The organism is Microcoleus sp. A2-C3 (assembly GCF_036706065.1).
Lineage (GTDB): Bacteria > Cyanobacteriota > Cyanobacteriia > Cyanobacteriales > Microcoleaceae > Microcoleus.
The window spans coordinates 1-18,469 of record NZ_JAUBVX010000030.1; the positions used below are offsets into that span (position 1 = coordinate 1).

Annotated in this window: 23 protein-coding genes and 2 pseudogenes; 13 read left to right on the forward strand and 12 right to left on the reverse strand. The window is 41.1% G+C overall.

Translation table 11 applies throughout. The features are described from left to right. Positions 1–1,216 (reverse strand): NB-ARC domain-containing protein (locus QUB66_RS17325; protein ID WP_332968819.1); only part of this gene is annotated, 1,216 nt, incomplete at its 3' end. A gap of 243 nt (positions 1,217–1,459) precedes the next feature. On the opposite strand from QUB66_RS17325, the gene QUB66_RS17330 reads away from it, so the two are divergent. From QUB66_RS17330 to QUB66_RS17375, 10 genes are all read left to right on the forward strand, one after another. Beyond that, positions 1,460–2,206 carry a hypothetical protein gene (locus QUB66_RS17330; RefSeq protein ID WP_332968820.1) on the forward strand — a complete coding sequence of 249 codons (747 nt, stop codon included), beginning with the start codon at positions 1,460–1,462 and terminating at the stop codon, positions 2,204–2,206. Next, entirely contained in the window at positions 2,206–3,534 is a 1,329-nt protein-coding gene (gene hisS, locus QUB66_RS17335; protein ID WP_332968822.1) for a histidine--tRNA ligase, read from the forward strand. Before QUB66_RS17330 ends, hisS begins: the two co-directional genes overlap by 1 nt. A gap of 9 nt (positions 3,535–3,543) precedes the next feature. Next, complete coding sequence (locus QUB66_RS17340) at positions 3,544–4,635, forward strand: class I SAM-dependent methyltransferase (protein ID WP_332968823.1); 1,092 nt, start codon at positions 3,544–3,546, stop codon at positions 4,633–4,635. 2 nt (positions 4,636–4,637) lie between these two features. Next, positions 4,638–5,600: an L-histidine N(alpha)-methyltransferase gene (egtD, locus tag QUB66_RS17345; RefSeq protein ID WP_332968825.1), complete on the forward strand. Its 963-nt coding sequence runs from the start codon at positions 4,638–4,640 to the stop codon at positions 5,598–5,600. A gap of 133 nt (positions 5,601–5,733) precedes the next feature. After that, a complete protein-coding gene (locus tag QUB66_RS17350; RefSeq protein ID WP_332968826.1) occupies positions 5,734–6,585 on the forward strand; it encodes a hypothetical protein in 852 nt (283 codons plus the stop codon). A gap of 128 nt (positions 6,586–6,713) precedes the next feature. Continuing rightward, positions 6,714–7,874: a cysteine desulfurase family protein gene (locus tag QUB66_RS17355; RefSeq protein ID WP_332968827.1), complete on the forward strand. Its 1,161-nt coding sequence runs from the start codon at positions 6,714–6,716 to the stop codon at positions 7,872–7,874. A gap of 152 nt (positions 7,875–8,026) precedes the next feature. Then, positions 8,027–9,154, forward strand: a complete 1,128-nt coding sequence (locus tag QUB66_RS17360) for a succinylglutamate desuccinylase/aspartoacylase family protein (protein ID WP_332968828.1) — start codon at positions 8,027–8,029, stop codon at positions 9,152–9,154. Between the two features lie 124 nt (positions 9,155–9,278). Beyond that, entirely contained in the window at positions 9,279–9,551 is a 273-nt protein-coding gene (locus QUB66_RS17365) for a hypothetical protein (RefSeq protein WP_332968829.1), read from the forward strand. A 65-nt stretch (positions 9,552–9,616) separates the two neighbouring features. Further along, the gene (locus tag QUB66_RS17370) at positions 9,617–9,892 is read left to right on the forward strand and encodes a BrnT family toxin (protein WP_332968831.1); all 276 of its coding nucleotides are present in this window, start codon (positions 9,617–9,619) and stop codon (positions 9,890–9,892) included. Next, on the forward strand, positions 9,876–10,088 hold the full coding sequence (locus tag QUB66_RS17375) for a hypothetical protein (RefSeq protein ID WP_332968833.1): 213 nt from the start codon (positions 9,876–9,878) through the stop codon (positions 10,086–10,088). The genes QUB66_RS17370 and QUB66_RS17375 overlap by 17 nt, the downstream gene beginning before the upstream one ends. Before the next feature lie 238 nt (positions 10,089–10,326). Here QUB66_RS17375 and QUB66_RS17380 read toward each other — a convergent pair whose 3' ends face one another. The 4 genes and pseudogenes from QUB66_RS17380 to QUB66_RS17395 form a co-directional block, all read right to left on the reverse strand. Next, on the reverse strand, positions 10,327–10,716 hold the full coding sequence (locus QUB66_RS17380) for a type II toxin-antitoxin system VapC family toxin (protein ID WP_332968835.1): 390 nt from the start codon (positions 10,714–10,716) through the stop codon (positions 10,327–10,329). Next, positions 10,713–10,943 (reverse strand): type II toxin-antitoxin system Phd/YefM family antitoxin, encoded by a 231-nt coding sequence (locus QUB66_RS17385; protein WP_332968836.1) that lies wholly within the window; start codon positions 10,941–10,943, stop codon positions 10,713–10,715. Before QUB66_RS17385 ends, QUB66_RS17380 begins: the two co-directional genes overlap by 4 nt. 20 nt (positions 10,944–10,963) lie before the next feature. After that, positions 10,964–11,353, reverse strand: coding sequence for a hypothetical protein (locus tag QUB66_RS17390; RefSeq protein ID WP_332968837.1), 390 nt, complete (start codon positions 11,351–11,353; stop codon positions 10,964–10,966). Continuing rightward, positions 11,350–11,646 (reverse strand): annotated as a pseudogene (locus QUB66_RS17395) (DUF5674 family protein). The gene QUB66_RS17390 and the pseudogene QUB66_RS17395 overlap by 4 nt, the downstream one beginning before the upstream one ends. A 335-nt stretch (positions 11,647–11,981) precedes the next feature. On the opposite strand from QUB66_RS17395, the gene QUB66_RS17400 reads away from it, so the two are divergent. Together QUB66_RS17400 and QUB66_RS17405 are read left to right on the forward strand one after the other, a co-directional pair. Continuing rightward, a complete protein-coding gene (locus QUB66_RS17400) occupies positions 11,982–12,254 on the forward strand; it encodes a hypothetical protein (protein ID WP_332968839.1) in 273 nt (90 codons plus the stop codon). Next, complete coding sequence (locus tag QUB66_RS17405) at positions 12,251–12,616, forward strand: clan AA aspartic protease (RefSeq protein ID WP_332968840.1); 366 nt, start codon at positions 12,251–12,253, stop codon at positions 12,614–12,616. Before QUB66_RS17400 ends, QUB66_RS17405 begins: the two co-directional genes overlap by 4 nt. 183 nt (positions 12,617–12,799) lie before the next feature. Here the strand turns inward: QUB66_RS17405 and QUB66_RS17410 are convergent, their stop codons facing one another. From QUB66_RS17410 to QUB66_RS17440, 7 genes and pseudogenes are all read right to left on the reverse strand, one after another. After that, positions 12,800–13,198 (reverse strand): type II toxin-antitoxin system VapC family toxin, encoded by a 399-nt coding sequence (locus tag QUB66_RS17410; RefSeq protein WP_332968841.1) that lies wholly within the window; start codon positions 13,196–13,198, stop codon positions 12,800–12,802. A 2-nt stretch (positions 13,199–13,200) separates the two neighbouring features. Next, positions 13,201–13,440 (reverse strand): type II toxin-antitoxin system Phd/YefM family antitoxin, encoded by a 240-nt coding sequence (locus tag QUB66_RS17415; RefSeq protein WP_265239676.1) that lies wholly within the window; start codon positions 13,438–13,440, stop codon positions 13,201–13,203. Continuing rightward, entirely contained in the window at positions 13,428–13,724 is a 297-nt protein-coding gene (locus QUB66_RS17420; protein ID WP_265239675.1) for a hypothetical protein, read from the reverse strand. The genes QUB66_RS17415 and QUB66_RS17420 overlap by 13 nt, the downstream gene beginning before the upstream one ends. Positions 13,725–13,783: 59 nt before the next feature. Continuing rightward, entirely contained in the window at positions 13,784–14,302 is a 519-nt protein-coding gene (locus QUB66_RS17425; protein WP_265239674.1) for a DNA-binding protein, read from the reverse strand. Then, a pseudogene (locus QUB66_RS17430) lies at positions 14,299–14,724 on the reverse strand (DUF6932 family protein); the annotation flags it as partial. The pseudogene QUB66_RS17430 and the gene QUB66_RS17425, both read right to left, overlap by 4 nt. A gap of 72 nt (positions 14,725–14,796) precedes the next feature. Next, positions 14,797–14,931, reverse strand: a complete 135-nt coding sequence (locus QUB66_RS17435; protein ID WP_332968842.1) for a hypothetical protein — start codon at positions 14,929–14,931, stop codon at positions 14,797–14,799. Between the two features lie 222 nt (positions 14,932–15,153). Further along, a complete protein-coding gene (locus QUB66_RS17440; RefSeq protein ID WP_332968843.1) occupies positions 15,154–16,878 on the reverse strand; it encodes a zinc metalloprotease HtpX in 1,725 nt (574 codons plus the stop codon). Positions 16,879–17,097: 219 nt separating this feature from the next. Between QUB66_RS17440 and QUB66_RS17445 the strand changes: the two genes are divergently transcribed. Next, positions 17,098–18,381 carry a glutamate-5-semialdehyde dehydrogenase gene (locus tag QUB66_RS17445; protein ID WP_332968844.1) on the forward strand — a complete coding sequence of 428 codons (1,284 nt, stop codon included), beginning with the start codon at positions 17,098–17,100 and terminating at the stop codon, positions 18,379–18,381. The last annotated feature ends 88 nt before the right edge of the window (positions 18,382–18,469 follow it).

Genomic DNA, 18,469 nt, shown 5'->3' on the forward strand with positions numbered 1-18,469 from the left:
CACAAACGAACATAAATTTGATTTCCCAAAAATCCATCAGTACACCTATACATAGAAAATGATTTAGGATTGCTATAATATCATTTAATAATAACTCTGTGACGCATCCGCCCAACTCTTGCATCTGAGTGGCGACGCTTTTTAACCAGAGGGGATTGCCTTGGTAGCGGTGAATCAGTGCTGAGTAGTTGTCGATGTCTGCTAATCCATAATCTCTGAGGATTTCCCGTCCGGCGGCGATGTCTAAACCTTTGAGTTGTAACGTATTAATTTGTGTATTTTGGTTGTTAATTTGAGTAAGTTCTCTGGGTTGTTCCCAACCGATTAGCAGGAAGCAACTTTGATGGGATATTTTTTCTATTTTTTTGAATAAAGAGCGATATTCTTCGTATTCTGGTTGATATTTTCCCGCTAATTCGCCGCTGCTGAACAGGTTTTGAATGTCATCTAAGATTACTAAGCAGCGATGTTTTTGTAAATATTTAATTAGGGGTAATGCTTTCTGGTTGGTTGTCGGTGAGTCTTGCTTTTGGTACTGGGAGAAAAACTGGATTAGGTTGGCTTCAAATTCCGGGAGGGTGGGGGATGTGTCGAGGTTGCACCAAATGACGCATTCAAACTCGTGTTTGATTTGTTGGATGAGTTGTACTGCGAGTGTGGTTTTGCCGATGCCGCTGATGCCGGTGAGGGCTATGAGGCTGCTGTTTTGTTGTATAATCCAGTTTTTGAGGGTTTGGAGTTGTGGGGTGCGATCGTAGAAAGCACCTAGTTGCGGCATTTCGCTTAAGTCGTGATGGGATGTTTCTTGATTGGGTGGGTGTGGATTTGGTATGTTTGGCGGGTGTCTAGCTTCTCCACAGATGTTGAAACTACCTGTCACGTTTTGTGCAAAGTTTAAAACATTAGAGTTTTGTAACCTCTGCATTGCCGATCGAAAATTCGTTTTACTGACCTTTTCTCCTAACTCTTTTGAGAGTATCTGCCATAATTCCGATCCGATTTGCCTCACATTACTTTCAGAACAGTCAAATTCTTTGGCTATGTGCTTGTATGTCTCACGTTCTAAAGTGCCTTTTAGTACCGCTTCCTGTAAGTCGTCGAGGTGCTGACCCGTTTTCTCGAAGATTATGCGATCGGCGAAGTTTAACATTTCTTTGAGATTCATCGGCTCAAGAGGATGGGAAAGTTTTGTATACCATAGCACAGTTTTAGACATTGTAGTATATTTTTAGATATTTTAGTACATAACTAGACTTAAAGAGAGTGAAAGCAGGAGAAAGTTGTCGGCAAAATAGGACTTTTTGGGACTGGACAAAAGTTTTACTTTTAAGGAATAATGACAAGAGCATAAGCCCGTTTATTGTTTTTCATATCAGTGGAGGCGCAATCGCAAAATCATTAATCTTTTTTTGAAGTTTTTTTTAGTGTTATGTGTCGTTTTTTCATGTGAGGATTCAGGATGTTAATTGAGATCCTTGGGAAGGAAGACTACGCATCGAAAGTTGCCTCCTTCCTGAAAGAGCAGGGTATTCACAAAGTTATTGGGTTTTCTGGCGGTGCTGATGATAAATTGCAAGGTATTCCAGAAGATGATGATTTGCAGTTAAAGTATATAGCCTTCCGAAACACCTTTCACGATCGCTTGATATCCGATGCTCTAAAAATTTTACGGGGCTATAGAATAGCGATTTTGACGGGTGGAACCGAGGGTGGTATTCCAGAATTAGCGACTAAAAAAGCAAAAGAATATGGTTTCAAAACAATTGGTGTATTTCCTAGGAAGGGCAGAAAGTATGCTCTCGATTCCTCACTCCTTGATTTATCAATTTGTGTAGATCCCATGATCGGGGAAGCACGATGGGGAGATGAAGGTGCTACTTGGACATCTTTGATTGATGGAATGATAGTGATTGGTGGTAGCGCAGGGACGTTAACAGAGTGCGCTCACATTCAAAAAATTAATGAATCGATAATCAAAAATAATGAAATGCCCAAATATATTGTTGCTATCTACGGGACGGGTGGCACAGCAGAACAACTTCCACATCTGTGGGCTAAACCCCATGTGAGAAATGTATGTATGCCAATGAATCGTATATATACAGGTCGAGAAGCATCCCAGTTTCTTATCGAAAAACTGGCTTTAGATGACTACTTTGATCCAAGAATTCAACCAACACAACAAAACAAGGGAGAATCGATCTAATGGCTATTTCTGGATTTCCCGAATTTTTGCCTGGAGAGCAGATCACATTCAATCAGGTAATTGATGTTATCAAGAAAGGATTTGAACGGGCTGGTGCTGTACCTATCGAAACACCAGCAGTTGAGCGCATTGAAACCTTATCGACTGCCAAAGGCAACATCAGCAAGGAAGTGTATGGATTACGCAGACTAAAGGCTGAAGAAGGAGATGATGCTACAGATTTAGCCCTACATTTTGATCTCACTGTTCCCCTTGCTCGATACGTTGCAGAACACGCCAATGATCTTGCCTTTCCATTTCGGCGTTATCAAATTCAACCTGTATGGCGTGGTGAACGCGCTCAAGCAGGTCGCTATAGACAGTTTTATCAGTGTGACATTGATGTTATCGGAGACGAGGAATTGTCACTACTGAATGATGCAGAAATGCCTTTTATCATTTATCAAATATTTAAGGAATTGAATATTGGGCATTTTCAGATCAGGATCAACAACAGAAAAATCCTGCAAGGCTTCTTAACTCATGTTGGCGTTGATGAAGTAGACGTGCCAACTGTCATCGGTATTGTTGATGCATTGGAGAAAGTTGGAGTTATTCAAGTCACTGAGGATTTAACCAAAGCTGGTTTAAGTGCTACTGCTGTTAATTCTATTTTAGAGTTTTTCTCAAAGAAAGCATCTAGCGATGAATTGATAGACTACCTCAAATCCTTGAATATTGAAGGAGAATTTGCAACTGGTTTGAACGAACTCATTGCAGTTCTCGAAGGCATTGGTAACTTAGGAGTTCCAAGTGACTACTACGGTATCGATCTTTCAATGGTACGTGGTTTAGATTACTACACTGGCACAATATACGAGACACGGCTCACTGGTCAGGCGGGTATTGGTAGTATATGTAGTGGCGGCAGATATGACAATTTGGCTGCTAATTTCGCTACTAAAAAGTATCCAGGTGTAGGAATCTCAATTGGCTTGACAAGGCTTCTACCTAAACTCTTTGAACTTGGAGTCATTCAACCATCAAAACCAACTGTTACATCCGTTCTAGTCATGTCTCTCGAAACGGATAGACAACAAGATTATCTGAGAATTGGTGGACTCCTGCGAAATGCTGGTATCAATACTGAGGTGTATCTAGAAGATAAAAAGCTTGCTACACAAATGAAATATGCCAACAAGAAAGGGATTCCATTTGTCGTAATTATTGGGCAAGAAGAATTCGAGAGCAATACGGCTCTGATCCGAGATATGTCAAACGGAGAACAACAAAGTATTCAACTTGAACATCTAGTTTCAACTCTACAAACATTCCTAAGAAATGGTTAGGTTTAGCAGATGAGAAATTGGTTACTAGAAGAACTCAAATGTCCGATCTGTTACAGTCAGTTTTCTGTTGCTACTGATACTGTTCCAGTTAAGTACCAAGCCGATGAAAGTAATGAAATTGAGGAATCTCTACTTCAATGTACAGGGTGTCAAACTGAGTATCCCATTATCTGTGGGGTTGCGATAGTTGTTAAAGATTTTGCAACTTATATAAGTCAAAATTTCACTAAAATTACAAGCCTTGCTACTCAGCAAGGACTAAATATTAGTCAAGAAATGCTTGATTATTTTAGCTCAAAAAACTTAGACATCGCTGAAGCTACAAGTACGATCCCTCAATGGACAAACTCTCAAGCTATGCAGATATATCTAGCTGCACATTACGATAACTTGAGAAGTACTCTGTCTCGAAATCATCCATTTATAACTTTTCTGGAATCATATCAGACTCGTGACTTCTACTCAGTAGCAATCAATATGATCTCGTCCCATGCTCATCAGTTAAGACGTTCCTTGGACATTGGCTGTAGCGTTGGCGGGTTAACCTATCGTCTCGCCAATATGAGCGGGATCGTTTTCGGAATCGATCTTGCTTTTGAAGCTATTTTAACCGCAAGAAGAGTTTTACTGGGTTCACCAACTCCATTAAATCAGTATCGTTTACATCGACAAGGAGTAAATTTTGATAGACGTAATCTCGATTTAAATTTTTCCGAAGAATCTAAGGTCGAATTTTTAGTGGCATCAGCGTATAATCTTCCATTTTCCAGTAATTGTTTTGATCTTGTTAGCGTTGCAAATGTCGTTGATTGTGTTCCTGATCCGAGAACAATGATCGACTCAATCAGCCAATTCATTACTCAAAGTGGGTTTTTCTTCCATACAGATCCCTATGATTGGGAACTCAAAACCGCTCCCTGCCAAGAGTGGTTTGGTGGTCATTCAAATCTAAATCCAGAAGATTCAATTAGAGAATACTTAGAAAATTCTTGCAACATGAAAATCCTGAATGAAGAAGATGCAGTGACCTGGGTTTTAAGGATTCATGAACGTCAATTTCATATTTGGTTCAATCACTGTATTCTCGCTCAGGTGGCTTAATTATGAATAACTTTAGCTTTTATGACTTGCAACCTAAGATCAGCAATTTTCGAGATGAAGTCTTAGCAGGCTTAAGCAAGCAACAAAAACAAATCCCGCCAAAATTCTTCTATGATGACTATGGCTCCAAGATTTTTGATCAAATCTGTGAGTTAGAAGAGTACTACCCGACACGAACTGAATTTAGCATCTTGCAAGAGAATTGCTCAGAGATTGCCGATCAAATTGGAGAAAACTCTCTCATCATCGAGTACGGCAGTGGTAGTAGCCAAAAAATTTACCTCCTTCTGGATTCACTGAAGAAACCTTTGGCATATAAGCCAGTTGATATTTCAAGGGAGCATATGCTATCCGCATCCAAGACGATTGCAGATAAATATCAAGATATAAAAGTACTAGCAGTTTGTGCAGACTATACGACAGAAATGCTACTTCCTGATTATGATCACTCCTCTCTTAACAAGAAAGTGATCTTCTTCCCTGGCACTACCATGGGCAACTTAGAACCAGAGCAAGTACTACAACTTTTGAAGCGATCGGCAGCGATCGTAGGTTCAGGTGGTGGAATGCTAATTGGGGTTGATATAAAAAAAGATCCGCAAATTCTTCATGCTGCCTATAATGATGTAAAGGGTGTAACTGCTGCTTTCAATATGAATCTTCTATCTCGTATAAATAGAGAACTGGGGGCTGATTTTGATTTGAGAAATTTCTCTCACTATGCCTTTTTCAATCTCATAAAAAGTAGAATTGAGATGCATTTAGTGAGCTTAAAGGATCAAATTATTACCGTAGCAGATCGAAAATTTAAGTTTATAGACGGTGAAAGTATTTACACAGAAAGTTCTTACAAGTTTAGTATGGAGGGAATAAGAAAATTGTCTAAAGAGTGTGGATTTTATCTAGCTAAATCTTGGAGTGATAATGATAACTATTTCAATATTTATTATTTATCGGTGGATTAAGCTCATGAAAACACTACCAGGGGAATGGTTACCGAGAGAGAAATTCAAGTAACTGATAATCTTGCTAGTCAGATACATCATAAACTACTTGATAGCTTAAAAATCATAAACTGAAAACTTTTGAGATTGCTAAATGAAATATATTGATAAGATGATAAGTTTTTTACCTACTATTAATTATTTCATTGGTAAGAAGCTAGTAATTGACTGTGGTCACGCACCAATTTTTTATGACGGAGAAAGATTTTTTATTGGTAAGAATAAGCCGTCTGAAACAGAGATATTAACCTTAGAGATGGGGTTAATACTGAAACAATATTTAGAAAATCATGGAGTTTGTGATATTCAATTAAATATCTGTTTATCTGATACTAGGAAGTATATAAAAGATATATCCGCTCGCTCAGTTCTAAGAAACCTAATATCAGAGCAAACATTACCGAAGTTTTTTCCTAAAGACTACTCTGATCTATTGTTGCAGTATGGTTATACTGAACCTCCATTGATCACTTTACAATCTAAAAACAGTAATCTATTTACTCGTCAGCTAAAAAAGGTCAAAAAGAGAATTAGATCTGGAGATGATGCTAAAAACTCCTTTAATAACTCTAAATGTATATATTTAGTTAGTAGCGATGGAAACACTTTTGGCTTTACAAACGCTTTTCTGTTTGATTGCAGAACTGAAAACTCTCAGATGGGAGGAAGTTGGTGGTTAGATGAATCTATTGAGATACACCCATCAGATTTGTTTAATGCTCCATTTCTAAGGATAAAAAAAATGAAAGTGATTAACGTTTACAACAAGTATTCAGGAATTCTCTGCCCAGGTAGTTACTGTGGGCTATTACAAAACTTTGATAACAATTACAATCATATTTCTATCTACTGTAGAAAAGATGATGAAGCGATAGGAGAAAAAGTTTTAAGAGGTGTCATTTCTGCTTTTTCTTTTATTGATTTTTTTGATAGAAAATGCATTTAATTTACATTATCTAAGAATTTGAAGGATGTTGAATGTTCTTTTATTAACAATAACACTTTTCAACAAAATGATGATTACTCTGATCATTTCAACAAATCAAATTTATCTAATTTCTATAGGACTTTCTCATGATTTATTTTGACAATGCTTCCACAACAAAGCTTTCTAATAAGGTTTTGGATATATTTAATGATGTAGTAGAGAATCAATACGGGAATTCATCCAGTAAACATTTCTTAGGAAAGGAAGCTTACAAATTGCAAGAGGAAGGACGTTTAGAAATAGCAAAGATGCTAAATTGTGAATCATCATGCATTTATTTTACATCGGGAGCAACAGAAGCATCTAATATAATAATTCAAGGTTACTCGAAGTATTTGCTTCAAACTAAATCTCCAAGGAATGAAATACTTATTTCTCCAATAGAACATCCATGTGTGGCAAATACAGCTAAAGCAATGGAGTCGTTAGGCTTTCAGGTTCACTTTCTTCCAGTTAATGGGTATGGTGAAATTTGTTTCGATCAGCTTGATAGTTTATTGAGTAGTAAAACAGCTCTAGTTTCAGTTATGTCTGTCAACAATGAGATAGGTGTACATCAGGATATAAATAAGCTTGCAAAGATTGTAAAATCGAAGTCTCCAGAAACATTATTTCTCACAGATGTAGTTCAATCTGTTGGCAAACTACCTTTTACTATTGATTTATCCAAGGTTGATTCTTTCTTTATATCTGGGCACAAATTTGGTGCCCCAAAAGGTATTGGGTTATTTTACTTAAATGAAGGTTATAGAATTCTTCCGACAATTTTTGGAGGCGGACAAGAATCCAGCTACCGCCCTGGCACTAACAATAGTATTGGTGTCCATTTGCTGAAAACTGCTCTTGATGATGTTTTGAAAGACCAGTATATTAGCTATCAATACGTTTCAAACTTGAATAAAAAAGTAACCGAAGAACTCGACAACCATAAAATTATTTATCGCAGAATTGTTCCGTCCGATAAGTCATCTCCATATATACTTTCTATAGCTATACTTGGTCACTCTGCAGATTTTTTAGAAGCTGAGTTATCTGATATAGGAATTTGTGTTTCTACTAAATCTGCATGTAGTAGTCAATCTCATAAACAATCTAGGATTCTCAATGCCTTGCAAATTGACCCTTTAGTAGCAAATTCAACTCTTAGGCTATCTTTTTCTAGGGAAAACACACAAGAAGAAGTTGTATTCTTTGTCAGATCACTAGCTAAAATCATTGAAAATTCAAACGCCCAAAATTCTGTCTAGTGAGAGATATTCTTTTAGTCAGGTTGCAGAGCTACAATACTGGCGCGAGTCAGTTCAGTTTTTTACTCGATATTTGAAACATTGGAACTTAATTGATAACCCATCTGGTTCCCAATCTCTTTACTAATACTAGCAACAATCTGAGGTAACTTATGATTCCCAAAATTGATACTATCCCCCTATTTCAACTAGCTTCTGGCGATTATTTATCCATCAAGGTCTATAAGTTCTCTGGTGCTAGACGGGGCAAAAAAGTTTACCTACAAGCTAACTTACACGGCAATGAAATTGTAGGTAATGCTGTCATTAATCAATTAATTGAGTTTTTGATGACTCTTGAACCAGAAGTCTTAACGGGAGAAATTTGGCTGGTTCCAGTCTGTAATCCATTAGCGACAAACCAGCGTTCCCATCAGTTTGCTACAGGACGATTCAATGCCTATGATGGCAAAGATTGGAACCGAATCTACTGGGACTATAAAAAAGTTTGTCAGGATTTAGAAGAATTTGCCCAGTCACAACTCAATCTTGAGCCAGATATCATTAAGCAGAACTATCAGGAAAAAATTAAAACTAGCTTTGGGAAGCTTCAATCCAAAATTGATGCCACAAGTAGTGTACAACTTACCGATAAATATCGATATAAGGTGCAATCTCTCTGTTTAGATGCTGACTACTTGATCGATTTGCACAGTAACACTAATTATGGACTGGAATATTTGTATTACTTCCGCGATCGTGAAGAAAGTGCAAAGTTATTCTTACTCGAATATGGCATCATGTTTGATGATTATGATGGGGATGCTTTTGACGAAGCGTTTATGAAGCCTTGGCTGGCACTAGAGAACGTCTTATCTAAATTAGGGAAACAAATAAAATTTGATGTAGAGGCATACACCCTAGAACTGGGTACTGGAATGGAAATGAATCCAAACTCAGTTTCTAAGGGAGTTTGCGGAGTTAAGAACTACCTAGTTCAAAAAGGAATTCTCAATATAAAAAGCCTGCCCCCAGAAAAATCAATGCAACTCAATATGAGTTTTAGACCCTTAAGCCAAGTTGAAAAATACTGGTCTCCTGTAGGTGGCATGGTTCAATCCAGAGTGGCTCTTGGCACTTCGGTTCAGCAGGGGGATCTTCTCTATCAAGTTTTGAGCTTTGATAAGTCAGAGGAGTTCCCTACCGTTAAAAATATTCATTCAGACAGATGTGGATTGGTTTTTCATGTTTCGATTAACCAATCTGTCAATGAGGGTGAATTTGTTCTAGCAATTATGTAACTAGGAGAGGATTTTGATATGACTAGGATGTTTGCTTTGACTTAGTTGACACTCTTATTACCGAGCGCCAAATTACGCATAAATAGCGATCGCCCCTCACAGCAAATACCAAACACTGCGATGATTGTACGAATTGCGATCGCCCCACCAAGCATATTCCCTTAACCCTCGTATCACCCAACCTCTTTCTCCACCCACAATCCGAGCCATTTCCATCATCTCAAAGGGCGATGATTGCACAGAGGGCGTGAAGCGTAGCTATCCCGTAGGGCGATCGCCCAAGCAAGCAAACAAAGAGCGATCGCACCCCATATTAACTTTTATTTCAACTCACAAATACTTATCAGGTTTTAGTTTGGCGATTCATTTTTTATTTTCACCATTTCGTCCTAGATAGTAGAATAGAGCAGTAAGCTGGGCAATTGCCCACGTCCTAAAGCCGCTTGAGAGTAGAATATATCTATGAAGTTTCAGTGGGACTCAAACAAAGCCAGCAGCAATGCCAAAAAGCATGGTGTGTCTTTTGAAGAGGCTGTCACTGTCTTCGGAGATGCACTGGCTATGACAATTTCTGACCCTGACCACTCCGTAGGTGAGATCCGTCTTTTGACGATAGGTCAGTCGAACTTCCAACGTCTTTTGGTTGTTTCCCACACGGAACAAGAAGGTGAGGTGCGTTTAATCAGTGCTCGTTTAGCCACCCGACAGGAGAGAAGAAACTATGAGTCAGGAATCTGAAGAAACAGTCAATGACGAGATAAGACCTGAATATGATTTTTCAGGCGGTGTTCGTGGCAAATACTATGAAGCTTATACGCAATCCAGTAATGTGGTGATTCTCGATCCAGATGTAGCAGAGATATTTCGAGACTCAGCTTCTGTAAATGAAGCGTTGCGATTACTTGCGAAAATTGCCAAGTCTGTCACGGTCTAATTAACTATTTTAAAATTATGCTGATGAATCTGGTGACTGACATTTATGGCGATCGCCCATCTTCCATATTCGCTTAATCCTCGTGTCACCCAACCTCTGTTTCCACTGACAATCCGATCCATTTCCACCATTTCAAAGGGCGACGATCGCACACAGGGGCGTGAAGCGTAGCTAATCCTGTAGGTCGATCGCCCCAGCAAACAAAAGGGCGATCGCCCACAGAAATATAGAATATTGCCTAACTGAGTGTTTGTACCACCGAATTACCTGTAAGATTGGCATCAACTGTAGCTAATTTTAACCCATAGTAAATGGCTGTGGCGGCAATAAATCGGTCTCCGGGGTCTTGATGAGGTAGTGCAATCTGGCGACTTAAAATGGCAATAGCGTTATTCATTGGGGCTTCACGAGTTTCCAAGGTTTTCAAAGCTAAGTTAACCCATGTAACCGGATCTGGCTGTAAAGATATCCTTCCTTTTTCTGCAAGAATGAGCGTCTCCCAAATGCTAATTGGACTGAGCCAAAGTTCAGTATTAGGATCGGAAATAGCCGTTTGAAGTTGCAGCGATAGGCGTTCGTCGCCGAGTAAATACCAAAGCCAAATGTGGGTATCGAGTAAAAGTTTCATTCTAAAACCTCCCACAGTTCGGCGACAGGAGTAATTAAATCTCCTAATATTTCACCACTTCCTTTCATTGTGCCAAATCCTGGGCGTAGGGTTTGGGTAGTAGCAGGATAGATAATCACTAATGGTTTTCCTTCATGGATGATGGTGAGGGGGGTTTTGGTACGTTCGACTTCTATAAATAGAGTCTGGAGGGTTTGAGGTAATTCAGTCGTGGTAATTTGTGTCATTTTTTTAAAGTAAATATTTTCTAATGGTTCATGTCCGAGCCTGAGCAATCAGCATTCGATTTAACAGCCAACAAACCGGACATATTCAGCACTTTCTCCGACCAAATCTTTGTTTCTTGGGCCACCATCATTCGTTGTTCTGCATCCTCCCAAATCCTTGTCCAACGATACTGCCAGCAAGCTAACTGAACTTGTAATTCAACTAAGTCAGCGGCTATTTCTACCTCTGCATCAAGAGCCGTCCACTCAATAAATATCTTACTTTCTTGCAGCAAACCTTCAACCAGTTCGCCATTAGTTGAATTTTGACAGCGAGATTTAATTCGTGCCAAATTCGATGCTAAATTGCCCAAACGGATGGGCAGTTCGTCTCGCAAATAGCGTTCCTTTAAAGCATTCCAATCTCTCATAATCCTCCTAATAACTGTTGAACGATTTGAGCAACCAGTTCGCGAATAACCGGATCTTGAATTTCCATTGAGCGATTGTTCTGACGCGGACGGATATTGATTAGAGATTCATAACCTACTTCTTGCGTCAGCGGATACCAGTCTGCTTCTCAGATATCTACCTGCTTGCTCCCGTTTTCCAACAACAAAGCTTCGCAATCAGCGTGAAGTTCTCCACCACCTGTCAGAATTCGCCGTTCGATATCCACTGCCAGTTTAATATAACTGCCAAGGATTTCTAGCATTTCTTCAATTTGCTCTTGAGTCCCACGCTATTGAATCAGATAAATCATCCCTGAATCAGCTTTAGATTTAATATAACGCTTCAATATTATACAGGTTAGCTGTTTGTCAATATTTTATCCGATCGATCGCTCTGATGGGCGTAGGCGAAGCCGGCCGCATCCCCCTTTCATACATATTCCATTAACCCTCGTGTCACCCCAACCTCTATTTCCACTGACAATCCGATCCATTTCCACCCTCTCAAAGGGCGACGATCGCACTCAAGGGCGTGAAGCGTAGCTAATCCTGTAGGGCGATCGCCCTCCGCGGTACAATATCAGTGTAGCGATCGCGAGGCGAGACTATGCAAACCATCCTTTTAAGCCGCGCAGAAGTGGCACGGCGCGCCAGACAATTGTACGAAAACAGCATCCGCGAACAAGTCGAGATAGACGAAAACATCGGGAAGATGGTAATCATCGACTTTGAATCAGGAGACTACGAAGTAGATGAAACTGGGTTAAAAGCAGCCCGCAACCTGGGAGTAAAACATCCCAATGCTCGTCTATTCGGCATCCGTATTGGATACAATGTAGCTGTGTCATTCGGTGGAGTTATGGAGCGTGTATACAAATGATTTCGGGTATTGTGACTGATAGACACGTCACCGTCACTTTGACATTTATACTCCCCAACGGCTCAACCTTACCGATCGAATTTGTCATCGATACAGGATTCACAGGAGACCTTTGCTTGCCTCCAGAAGCCGTTTCATTATTAAGGCTACCTTTTATATTCGATCTTCCAGCAAATTTGGCAGATAACAGCGAGGTTTTACTGCCAGTCCATGAAGCGGTTGTCATCTGGGACGGGGAAGAACGGGAAGTTCGTGTGATTGCTACAGGAAGGCGACCATTGCTAGGAACTTCTCTGCTAGACGATCGAGAACTTGTGATTCAGTTCACCGAAGGCGGTTTAGTGACGATCGATGATTTGTAGTGCGTAGGCGATCGCCCTTTCCTACATATTCGCTTAACCCTCGTGTCACCCCAACCTCTATTTCCACCGACAATCCGATCCATTTCCACCATCTCAAAAAGCGCTGATTGCACTCAACGGCGTGAAGCGTAGCTATCCCGTAGGGCGATCGCCCAAGCAAACAAAAGGGCGATTCTTACTAAACTAATTGCCAGCGCCCAGAATCGAAACACCGCTGTATTGCTTGAACATTGAATCAGCACTCACAAGCGTCATATCCTCAATTTGAGCCTGAGCAATCAGCATTCTATCAAAGGGATCTCGATGATGTAATGGTAACGCAGTCGCTCGTAAAGCATGAGGCGCTCTAATTTCCAAATACTGCACACCTAACTGTACCATGCGACTAGAAATGTAGCTATCTATCGGTTCTGGCAGCGGCAACTTTCCGATCGCATTTTTTATACCTATTTCCCAAATACTAGCAACAGAAAACCACAATTTATTCATTTCCTTGGCAATATGGGCGATCGCCTCCTCATTCAATCGCTCTGGTTGGGCAAACCACCATAACCAACACTGCGTATCCAGCAAAAGTTTCACTTTTAATCCCCCTCGAATGCTGCCAAAATCTCTTTTGGTAAAGGATCGTTAAAGTCCTCGGGTACAATAAATCTCCCTCGATCTTGCCCTAAACTAGCTCGTCGATTGGATGAATTACGAAACGGAACCAACTTCGCTATTGGGATAGATCCGTTTGAAATAATAATTTCTTCTCCGAGTTCCACACGCGACAATAATCCGGAGAGATTTGTCTTAGCTTGATCGATATTTACAGTTTCCATGTTCTTAAAAAACTAAGTCCATAGGCTAAGTTTACTCCGATTGTGATAGTTGTGCAAGTTGGTAGCTTTCCCCTTGAGCGATCGCCCTTTCTTGCATATTCGCTTAACCCTCGTCTCACCCCAACCTCTCTTTCCACCGACAATCCGATCCATTTCCACCATTTCAAAGGGCGATGATTGCACTCTAGGCGTGAAGCGTAGCTATCCTGTAGGGCGATCGCCCCAGCAAACAAAAGGGCGATCGCCATTTCTTTTTTCTGATGAGCGATCGCACACCTACTCATTTAATTGACAGCCAACAAACCCGATCTATTCAGCCCTTTCTTTTGAAAAGAAGATATTCTTAAGATACTTTACTTGCCCTTTTTATTCTTTGTTCGTGCCATTTCTTTGCACTTTCTTTGAGTTCCTCTATCTGCTCAAAATCCACCTGCACTACAGCCATCTTAAACTCTACACCCAACGCAAAGCTAATATCAAGGAGTTCTAAAAAACTAGCATATCTATAATTTTTAGCCTCATGCTCCTTAATCCGCTGTTCGTCAATTTCTAGCATTTCAGCTAGTTCTTTCTCGCTCATTTTTGCAGCGATCCGAGCTTTAATTAAAGCATCGGGCAGTTTATTAAAATTCTCAACTACAATTTCGATCGGTTCGCTCTTGTCACAATTAATCAATCTTTCATATTCCGCTATTTCTTCATGTAACTGATCCAAATGGCATTGTATCGCACCCCTACCTGCGTCCCATTTGAGAAAGTCTTTTCTTTTTGCTTCTTCATCCCGCTCCATTGCTGCTATAGTTTTGTTGAATTTTTCAACCCATTCTTTGCTGACTTCATACTCTAATTCATCTTTGATCATGGTTCCCACCTCATTAAATCAATCGCTATAATTCCTTTATTCCTGTGTTTTCTATCCTTTTGAAAAAACTCAAAAGAATTATCTCCGTAATTACCTACAGGTTGGTCTGACGGAAAAATCTCCCCTCTATACTTAGCTTTTTGGGCATTCCGATCGTAATGATTGAACAATCGAGGAGCATTAACTCTCAGATCGTCCATGTCTACAGTTTCGCGATCGTAACAAGCATCAAAGTCGTTAGGGTTTGGTTCTAGGGTAACAAAACTACCATTAATATAAATAGTCCTACAACCTGCTGCTTTTAACTGAGTCATTGCTAGTTTCAAGCCATCTATCATGTTATTTCTCTTGAAATTAGTACCAAATCTCTCCTTAAACTCCTCCCATTCACAAAAATGAACTCCTGGTGGTAAATTGCCATTTTCATCAAATTCTGAATCACTCTCTCACACTCTTTCCACAAATTTATTGTTCGTTTCTTAATATTATCATATTTATCTCGATCGCTCACCAGTACCCTCACAGCAGACTCGTCTCAATTCAATGGAAGAGTTGCGCGATCGCCATTCTAATTTTATCCAACCAGAGCGATCGCCCCACCAAGCATATTCGCTTAACCCTCGTGTCACCCCACCCCCTGTTTCCACTGACAATCCGATCCATTTCCACCATCTCAAAGGGCGATGATTGCACGCAGGGTGTGAAGCGTAGCTATCCTGTAGGGCGATCGCCCTTTCTTACATATATTGCTTAAGTTGACACTAACGCTCTAGTCCTTAACCCTGACTTAAGAGGACTGAAGTCCTCACTACAAACTAGGCTCGTAATGAGGGCTTCAGTCCTTTCTAATCTTAAGCAGCAAACAAGACAAATAGAGAAGCAATACCGATCGCGATCGCACCAATCCCCATCACAAAAGACCAGAAACGGTGATAACTGCTAACCGTCGTACCGCTATCGCTTTCAAGCCGAATCAAATCCATCCAAGGCGCGACACCCCGGCGGAACCAACCCAAAGCACTAACATCCATCCCAATCAAACTTTTAACCCGTTTCATCCCAAACAGAAAATTACCAATCGGCCCAAAACGAGAAGCATAGCGTAGATAAATCATTCCCGTTTTGTCTTGCAGTTTTAGATCGGAACCAAACGCATAACCCGCATCGCCGCGACCAATTAATTCGCCTTCTAGTTTCGCAGGTTGACCGCGCAAAGGACTTGCATAGGGGTCAGACATTAAGGTTAAAACATCCAATTGTTCTGCTTGTGCGTAATTGGGAAACATCACCAAAGCTTTGAGCAAAATTCCCGCACCCAAACCGATGAAAGGACAAGCAACTATCATCATCGGATTCGCAGCAGACAGCGAAATGCCGATCGCAAAACCCACCGCCAATCCCAGAGTTTCCGCACTGTACAGCAGCAAATCGAACACAAAATTGCCGTACAATTTCCGCTTGCTCAAATGGTGGCCTTCCCCAACAATCCGGCCCATGTCAAACTCAACATCCAAGCCCAATTGTTCGGCGTAGGTGCTCAAAGCGCGAACTCGCTTACCAGTAAGCGGGTGAGTTGAATTCAACTCCATCCACCAAGCCCAAGGATTAAACATATCCCACAGAAACACTCGCCCAATTTTTTCCGGTTCCGACGCAATCCGGTAAGCTGTACCGGTAGAAGTGGCAGCTTTGGCATCGTAAATGCCTAAAGCGCGAGTTCCTTCTAACAAGCGACTGGGTTCCGTCGCTCTTTGTCCTTCTTCCAAAATACCGTAAGCAATTTTTACCAAAGCGCGGGATAAAGCGTTAGGATTTCCGGTAGTTTCGGCGGCAAAATGGTCGGCAAAATATTCTCGCGTCCGCGACAAATACAGCAACAAATAAGTACCGGCGATGTAAAATAAATAAGCAACAGCAGCTACAGTACCGGCCGCATCTTTAGCTTTGTCGCCGCCCTTCCGACCCAGCCTTTGAGCTGTAGTGTAAATTAAGTAAGTGATCTGCACTAAAGTCGAAGCTAAGGTCATAACTGCAAAGTCCCAGTGAACGATGTGACCGAGTTCGTGGGCGTAAACAGTGGCAATTTCATCGTCGTCTAAATAGGTAAAAAGACCTTGACTGACGACTAACCGAGCACTGTTAGGAAAGGAACCGTAGGTAAAAGCAGTGGGGTTTTGGTCGTCGATAATTCCTAACCGCGGCTGAGTCAGTTTGTTCTGTTTGCAAACCTTCTGAATAACTTTCGCTGCTTCGGGACTGTGGCTTTCAATTTCTGCTAGGGAAACCCAGCGAGTATTGTAAAGCCAATTTTGGGTTAAGTCCATCAAGTAAGGCGATAGGAAAAAAGCTGCGATGTTAAAAATTATAGTTATGGGAAGTGCGATCGCCAATCCGGTAACTGGATCGGGACTGTTGAGAATCAAAACTGAGGCTAAGGATAGCGCCAACACCATACCAAACAGCAGGGTGATGGTGACGCCGGAAGCTAAAACGAGATTTCCGCCAGTTTTCTGTATCAGTTTAACGCCGGCTTTGGGCGATCGCCCTGCCTTGCGTAAAGGAGCTTGAGATGGCATAATAATCTCCAAAGGTTATTGACAAATGGTAATCGCGGTGGGATTTTATCTATACTTCACTGTTTTAACCTGTCAGTACGGATCGCGGTAAGGAGTCTCAACAAAAATATATAATTTCCTCTATTTTGTTAAGATGGAAAACTGCCCGCCTAATTTATTTGGGCGAATTCAATTACTACCTCAAAACTCAACAATCAAAACTATTTAAAAGTTACTGCTATGTCGATTATTGAAATTGCCCAAAAAACGCGCGCATCTGCTAGAAAATTGGCAGTTTTGTCCGCCGGTGCTAAAAATCAAGCGATTGAGGCTATTGCTAAAGCTTTAGAAGCTGCTGCTGCGGATATTTTAGCGGCGAATGCTGCTGATTGCAAGGCTGCTGAGGCGGATGGGATTGCTAAACCGTTGTACGATCGCCTAAAATTGGATGAGAGCAAGTTGAAAAGTGCGATCGCGGGCGTGCGAGATGTTGCCAAACTCCCAGACCCGATCGGTGCCGTGCAAATTCATCGCGAATTGGACGCAGGATTAATCCTAAAGCGCGTAACCTGTCCTTTGGGCGTTTTAGGGATTATTTTTGAAGCGCGTCCAGAAGCCTTGATTCAGATAGTATCCTTGGCAATCAAATCGGGCAACGGCGTTATTCTCAAAGGCGGCAAAGAAGCAGTCCGTTCCTGCGAAACCTTGACAAAAATCATCCATCAAGCATTAGCAGAAACAGCCGTTAATCCCGCAGCAGTGCAGTTGCTCACCACGCGGGAAGAAACAATCGAACTGCTGAAAATGGATGAATACGTAGATTTGATTATTCCCAGAGGTTCTAATTCTTTCGTGCGGTTCGTGCAGGAAAATACCCGGATTCCCGTGTTAGGACACGCCGATGGAATTTGTCATTTGTACGCAGACAAAGCAGCGGACATTCAGAAAGCCGTAGAGATTTCTGTCGATGCCAAAACTCAGTATCCAGCCGCCTGCAATGCCATTGAAACCTTGTTAGTTCACAGGGATATTGCTCCCATTTTCCTCCCCGCTGTCGCCCAAGCTTTGCAGCAAAAAAAAGTCGAATTGCGGGGAGACGAACCAACTCGCGGCATCTTAGAAAATATTGCCGAAGCGACAGAAACAGATTGGTCTACAGAATACAGCGATTTGATTTTGTCAATCAAAATAGTAGATTCTGTAGAAGCAGCAATTAACCACATCAACACCTACGGTTCCAGACATACAGATGTGATTGTCACCGAAGACAGCGAAGCCGCCGAAACTTTTTTAAATCAAGTCGATGCAGCCGGAGTTTATCACAATTGTTCGACTCGATTTGCTGACGGTTTCCGCTACGGTTTCGGTGCAGAAGTGGGGATTAGCACGCAGCAAATGCCGCCTCGCGGGCCGGTTGGTTTGGAGGGTTTGATTACCTATAAGTATCGAGTTGTTGGAGACGGTCATATTGCTGCGAGTTATGTCGGGAAAGATGCTCAGGAATTTACCCATCGCGATTTGTAGAATACAATAGTGCGATCGCCCAGATCGCGATTTGCCTATTCACAAATTATCGATCGCACTGCTATACTGAATCTATACCCTTCGTAAT

Coding starts and splice junctions, on each gene's coding strand:
- QUB66_RS17330 (WP_332968820.1), top strand. CDS start 1,460: ATGTTAATTGAGATCCTTGGGAAGGAAGACTACGCATCGAAAGTTGCC.
- hisS (WP_332968822.1), top strand. CDS start 2,206: ATGGCTATTTCTGGATTTCCCGAATTTTTGCCTGGAGAGCAGATCACA.
- QUB66_RS17340 (WP_332968823.1), top strand. CDS start 3,544: ATGAGAAATTGGTTACTAGAAGAACTCAAATGTCCGATCTGTTACAGT.
- egtD (WP_332968825.1), top strand. CDS start 4,638: ATGAATAACTTTAGCTTTTATGACTTGCAACCTAAGATCAGCAATTTT.
- QUB66_RS17350 (WP_332968826.1), top strand. CDS start 5,734: ATGAAATATATTGATAAGATGATAAGTTTTTTACCTACTATTAATTAT.
- QUB66_RS17355 (WP_332968827.1), top strand. CDS start 6,714: ATGATTTATTTTGACAATGCTTCCACAACAAAGCTTTCTAATAAGGTT.
- QUB66_RS17360 (WP_332968828.1), top strand. CDS start 8,027: ATGATTCCCAAAATTGATACTATCCCCCTATTTCAACTAGCTTCTGGC.
- QUB66_RS17370 (WP_332968831.1), top strand. CDS start 9,617: ATGAAGTTTCAGTGGGACTCAAACAAAGCCAGCAGCAATGCCAAAAAG.
- QUB66_RS17375 (WP_332968833.1), top strand. CDS start 9,876: ATGAGTCAGGAATCTGAAGAAACAGTCAATGACGAGATAAGACCTGAA.
- QUB66_RS17380 (WP_332968835.1), bottom strand. CDS start 10,716: ATGAAACTTTTACTCGATACCCACATTTGGCTTTGGTATTTACTCGGC.
- QUB66_RS17385 (WP_332968836.1), bottom strand. CDS start 10,943: ATGACACAAATTACCACGACTGAATTACCTCAAACCCTCCAGACTCTA.
- QUB66_RS17390 (WP_332968837.1), bottom strand. CDS start 11,353: ATGAGAGATTGGAATGCTTTAAAGGAACGCTATTTGCGAGACGAACTG.
- QUB66_RS17400 (WP_332968839.1), top strand. CDS start 11,982: ATGCAAACCATCCTTTTAAGCCGCGCAGAAGTGGCACGGCGCGCCAGA.
- QUB66_RS17405 (WP_332968840.1), top strand. CDS start 12,251: ATGATTTCGGGTATTGTGACTGATAGACACGTCACCGTCACTTTGACA.
- QUB66_RS17415 (WP_265239676.1), bottom strand. CDS start 13,440: ATGGAAACTGTAAATATCGATCAAGCTAAGACAAATCTCTCCGGATTA.
- QUB66_RS17420 (WP_265239675.1), bottom strand. CDS start 13,724: ATGAGTAGGTGTGCGATCGCTCATCAGAAAAAAGAAATGGCGATCGCC.
- QUB66_RS17425 (WP_265239674.1), bottom strand. CDS start 14,302: ATGATCAAAGATGAATTAGAGTATGAAGTCAGCAAAGAATGGGTTGAA.
- QUB66_RS17440 (WP_332968843.1), bottom strand. CDS start 16,878: ATGCCATCTCAAGCTCCTTTACGCAAGGCAGGGCGATCGCCCAAAGCC.
- QUB66_RS17445 (WP_332968844.1), top strand. CDS start 17,098: ATGTCGATTATTGAAATTGCCCAAAAAACGCGCGCATCTGCTAGAAAA.